Annotated in this window: 7 protein-coding genes; 1 reads left to right on the top strand and 6 read right to left on the bottom strand. The window is 52.7% G+C overall.

Features of this window, described 5'->3' with window-relative positions; genetic code table 11:
* The first annotated feature begins 136 nt into the window (after positions 1-136).
* The gene (locus OEL57_RS14025; RefSeq protein ID WP_300741264.1) at positions 137-706 is read left to right on the top strand and encodes a MucR family transcriptional regulator; all 570 of its coding nucleotides are present in this window, start codon (positions 137-139) and stop codon (positions 704-706) included.
* Positions 707-757: 51 nt separating this feature from the next.
* Here the strand turns inward: OEL57_RS14025 and rsmA are convergent, their stop codons facing one another.
* From rsmA to OEL57_RS14055, 6 genes are all read right to left on the bottom strand, one after another.
* Positions 758-1,573 (bottom strand): 16S rRNA (adenine(1518)-N(6)/adenine(1519)-N(6))-dimethyltransferase RsmA, encoded by an 816-nt coding sequence (rsmA, locus tag OEL57_RS14030; RefSeq protein ID WP_300741265.1) that lies wholly within the window; start codon positions 1,571-1,573, stop codon positions 758-760.
* Complete coding sequence (tsaD, locus tag OEL57_RS14035; protein ID WP_300741266.1) at positions 1,570-2,598, bottom strand: tRNA (adenosine(37)-N6)-threonylcarbamoyltransferase complex transferase subunit TsaD; 1,029 nt, start codon at positions 2,596-2,598, stop codon at positions 1,570-1,572. The genes rsmA and tsaD overlap by 4 nt, the downstream gene beginning before the upstream one ends.
* A 2-nt stretch (positions 2,599-2,600) precedes the next feature.
* Complete coding sequence (locus OEL57_RS14040) at positions 2,601-3,035, bottom strand: type II toxin-antitoxin system VapC family toxin (protein ID WP_300741268.1); 435 nt, start codon at positions 3,033-3,035, stop codon at positions 2,601-2,603.
* Positions 3,032-3,292: a type II toxin-antitoxin system Phd/YefM family antitoxin gene (locus OEL57_RS14045; RefSeq protein WP_300741270.1), complete on the bottom strand. Its 261-nt coding sequence runs from the start codon at positions 3,290-3,292 to the stop codon at positions 3,032-3,034. Before OEL57_RS14045 ends, OEL57_RS14040 begins: the two co-directional genes overlap by 4 nt.
* Before the next feature lie 92 nt (positions 3,293-3,384).
* The gene (locus OEL57_RS14050; protein ID WP_300741272.1) at positions 3,385-4,704 is read right to left on the bottom strand and encodes a PhoH family protein; all 1,320 of its coding nucleotides are present in this window, start codon (positions 4,702-4,704) and stop codon (positions 3,385-3,387) included.
* Positions 4,701-4,890, bottom strand: a 190-nt coding sequence (locus tag OEL57_RS14055) for an aminotransferase class V-fold PLP-dependent enzyme (protein WP_300741274.1), incomplete at its 5' end; no start/stop codon positions are given. The genes OEL57_RS14055 and OEL57_RS14050, both read right to left, overlap by 4 nt.

The raw sequence follows: 4,890 nt of genomic DNA on the forward strand, positions 1-4,890 counted from the left end.
GCAAAACGAACAACCAAAACCGTCAATTTACTTCCAAGCCAGAGCAGAAAAGCTTCAAGCAAGGGAGATAGGAACCAAATTCAACCGTTTTTCAAAGGCCTGTTAGTAAAACAAGCATCCTATATATGGAGGAAACATGTCATCAATACTAGTTGAATTAACAGCAAACATTGTATCTTCACACGCTGCAACAGTTGAAATGAGTTCTGATGAGCTGCTACAGGAGATTCAAAAAGTCTATGCTGCATTAAAAAACCTTGATTCTGATGTAGCTTCCAGTGAAGAAGCTGTTATTAAAGAAGCTGCTCCGGCCATCTCTCCCAAAAAATCAATTCAAAAAGATCAGATCATCTGCCTGATCTGTGGAAAAGGCGGTTTCAAGACCCTTTCCCGCCACCTGAAGCAGGCCCATGGTATAAAGGCAAGTGAGTACCGCAAACAGTTTGGTATTGCCAGTGGTACCCCTCTGGCTGCTAAAAACTATTCAGAAGCCCGGCGTCAGTCCGCTATCGACAACAACCTTGGCGAAAAGCTGGCAAAAGGTCGGGCAACCCGCATGGCTAATCTGGAAGCAAAGAAAGCGGTACCGGAGAAGGCAACCAAAGTAACTCCGTCAAAGGCAACCAAGCCTACTGCTGCAAAAGCACCTAAAACTGCTATTGCAAAGACTCCAAAGGCTGCTGTTCCCCGCGCAAAGAAGAAATAACCAATCTGCTCCATTGACCAAAAGCCGCCGCTGAAAAGCAGGCGGCTTTTTTTATAGTCCAAGCAGCATCGAAAGGGTTCGTGACAACAGGGCAAACTCTTCAATAGCCAGGGTCTCACCACGACGTTTACCGTCAATAGAACAGGACAACAGCAGCTGTTCAAGCTGCTCCGGCTCTGCCAGTACACCGCTTTTAAGACAGTTCCAGAGTGTCTTGCGCCGCATTCCAAAGGCTGCCTTGACCAACCGCTCAAACAGTGCCTGATTACCCACGTCTACCCGTGACGCGGCCAGCGGGGTCAAACTGATCACCACTGAATCCACCTTGGGCGGCGGGAAAAAACAGCCGGGCGGCACCAGAAATTCCCGCTTCACCTCAAACCACTGTCGGAACAGCACGGTAAGAATGCCGTAGTCGCTGCAGTCAGGCTGCGCTGCCAGACGTTCACCCACCTCTTTCTGCAGCATCACCACCAGCCGTGAAAAACGCTGACGTTCTCCAAGAAACCTGAACAACACCGGGGTTGAAATATTGTACGGCAGGTTAGCCACCACCTTGTAGGTATGGCTACCCAGCAGCTGTTCAAAATCAACCTTCAGGATATCCTGTTCATGGATCACAACCTGCTGTTGTCCTGCAAACCGTTCACGCAGCAGCGCGGCCAGATCACGATCAAACTCCACGGCCACCAGATGCCCGGCTTGTGCAGCCAGCAGTTCTGTTAATGCCCCCCTGCCCGGCCCAACCTCAAGCACCCGATCGGCTGGCTGCAGATACGCTGCAGTCAGGATCTTTCTGACAATATTATGATCACTGAGAAAGTTCTGGCCCAGAGACTTACGAGGGCGGGGAAAAGACTGATTCATGGCAACTGCTCCCAGCGTGCAACCTGATCAAGGGGCCAGGTGGCGGTTGCATCCATGGCAAGGTCATCGTGGCATCCGGCTGAGAGATAGGCATCGCTGGCCACAGCCAGCATGGCAGCATTGTCACCGCACAATACAGGGGGCGGTATCTGCAGTTCAATCTTAAGCCGGGTTGCCAGCTGCTGCATGGCATGACGCAGACCACTGTTACAGGCCACACCACCGCCCACCACCAGGCGCTGCAGCCCTTCCTGTTTCAAGGCAGCCTCAGTCTTCTTTACCAGCACTTCACAGACCGCGGCCTGAAACGAGGCACAGAGATCATGCAGCTCTGCTCCTTCAGGAGTTTGAGATTGTTTCTTCAAGTGGGTCAACACAGCCGTTTTAAGTCCGCTGAAGCTGAAATTAAGCGTTTTATCATGCAGGAGAGGACGAGGAAATTTCACTGCAGTCGGGTTCCCCTGCTGTGCCAGCTTGTCAATCAAGGCACCACCAGGGTAGCCAAGCCCCAGCAGGGTTGCGGTCTTGTCATAGGCCTCACCAACCGCATCATCAATGGTGCGCCCCAGGATACGATAGCGACCAATACCATCCACCCGATAGAGATGGGTATGACCACCGGAAACCACCAGAGCCAGAAACGGAAACACCACCGGCTGCTCCAGAAAACCGGCCAGCAGGTGGCCTTCAATATGATGCACCCCCACCAGCGGAATTCTGCAGGCCAAGGCCAGAGATTTTGCCATTGAGACCCCCACCAGCAACGCCCCCAGCAGACCGGGACCACGGGTTACCGCAATCCCTTCAATCTCTGCCAGTGTAACGCCAGCCTTATCCAGGGCCTGCCAAACAACCGGCGTAATCATCTCCAGATGCTTGCGAGAAGCGATCTCAGGCACCACACCACCATACTCGGCATGGGTTGCCACCTGTGAGGAGATCACGCTGGACAGGACCAAACGGCCGTCGCGAACTACTGCGGCGGCCGTTTCATCACAGGATGTTTCAATGTTAAGAATCAGCATTTCTATTTTGTCTCCAGCGTATTAACGGTAGTTACCAGCCCCTCATCGTTAGCTGCCTGCATAAGCTGTTGATCATAAGAACTAAACACCATGTTTACCTGATCGTTGTTTGAGAGCTGTACGGCACTGGCAAGATGTACTGCATCATAGCCGCGCAAGGCATGACGTTGGACAAGATCGGCTGCCAGCTGTTCATCAAACTCAAGAGCAACAAGACGCCTCCAGTCATTGCGAACTGCCTGGATCAGCAGCTCATATACCGGTGTCTCTATCTGACGATTATGGTGCCTTCGTGTTAATGCCGACACCATCTCTGGCAGGGCAACACGGCAGGACGCAACCATGTCTGCCTTTCTGACCAACTCTCTCACCGCATCTGAGCCAGCCTCTTCAACGTACAGTTTAACCAGGCTGCTGGTGTCTGCATACAGGATCATCGCCGCTCCGCAATGATGCTATCAGCAAGGGGTTCCCCCGTAATCTTAACACCGTTAAGCCCGGCTGGTTTGCCACCCTGCCAGAAGGCGATCCCCTCTGCAACCATCCCCATCACTGCCCTGCGTTCAGGAGTGATCGGCACCAACAGTGCCACCTCCCGCCCACGGTCTGTGACAACAACCTCTTCTCCGTGGCTGGCATAACCTATGTAGGTGCCTAAATGGGCTTTAAGATCACGAATGCCAACTGAGTGCATGGAACACCTCCAAAACGTTTGTGTCCACAAAATACCATATCTTGTGGACACAAAACAATCACTCTTCGTCTTCTCTCCCAGATGGAGAGGGATTATAAAAGGTTAGCCGCCAGTTCAGCAAGTTCAGACCGCTCACCACGGGTCAAAGTAACGTGGGCCGAGATCCGCTCGTTCTTGAATCGCTCCACCAGATAGGACAGGCCGTTACTGGATGAGTCCACATAGGGGTTATCAATCTGGTACGGGTCGCCGGTCAGGACGATCTTGGTCCCCTCTCCGGCCCGGGTCACAATGGTCTTGATCTCATGGGGGGTCAGGTTCTGAGCCTCGTCCACGATCAGATACTGATTTGGAATTGAACGGCCACGGATGTAGGTCAGCGGTTCAATATCCAGCAGCCCCATGGCCATCAGCTCTTTGTAGCCTTTGTTACTGTGCCGTTTGTCTGTCTCATGGCCGGAAATCAGCAGTTCAACGTTGTCAAAGATCGGCTGCATCCAGGGGGTCAGCTTCTCCTCAATATCACCGGGCAGAAAGCCCAGATCCTTGCCCATTGGGAAGACTGGACGGGAAACCAGCAGGCGGTTGTAGACATTCTCCTCTGCCACTTTTTGCAGGCCTGCTGCAATGGCCATCAGGGTCTTACCGGTGCCGGCCTTGCCCACCAGACTGACCAGCTTAACGTTATCATCAATCAGGGCGTCCAGGGCAAACTGCTGCTCACGGTTACGGGCATGGATGCTCCAGACCCCTTCCTTGGGAACCTTTCGTACCGGCACCACCTTGCCGGTGGCTGCATCAAAACGGCTAAGTGCTGTATGGGATGGATTATTGTTGTCGATCAGGGTGGCATACTCATTGGGCAGCAACCCTTCTGGAGCCTCAAGCCAGCCCTGACCATAGAAACGATCTATTGAATCAGGCCCCATATCAATAGTACGGGCCCCGGCATACAGTTCCTGAATATCAACCTTGTCAGACTCGTAATCCTCTGCCACCAGGCCGATGGCATCGGCCTTGATCCGCAGATTGGTATCCTTGGTAACAAAGATAACAGTTTCATCGGGAAAACGCTCATGGGTCACCTGGGCCACGGCCAGAATCCGGTTATCACCCTTGTCATCCCGCAGATCCTTGGGCATCCGGTTTAAAGCCTGCTCTTCACACAGTTCCACCCGCAGCAGACCGCCGCCAGGCAGACTGACACCACTGGAAAGCGAACCCTTTTCACGCAGCATATCCAGAACCCGTGAAATAGAACGGGCGTTCCGTCCGGTTTCATTCATATCTTTTTTAAAACGATCAATTTCTTCAATCACCGTAATCGGTATAATGATGGTGTTATCTTCAAACTTGAACAGGGCCTGTGGATCGTGGAGCAGCACGTTGGTGTCCAGCACAAAAAATTTCATGAATGACCTTTCTGGGTAATTGAGATCAGAGCATCACAGCACGTTTCAACATCAGCAAGGGTGTTAAACCAGCCCGGACTTATCCGCAGGGTGCCGGTTGGATAACTTCCGATGGTACGGTGGGCACGGGGGGCACAGTGCAGACCTGCCCGAACCGCAATACCATACTCGCGGTCAAGGTAAAAG

The sequence above is a fragment of the Trichlorobacter sp. genome (assembly GCF_030247655.1).
Taxonomy (GTDB): domain Bacteria; phylum Desulfobacterota; class Desulfuromonadia; order Geobacterales; family Pseudopelobacteraceae; genus Trichlorobacter.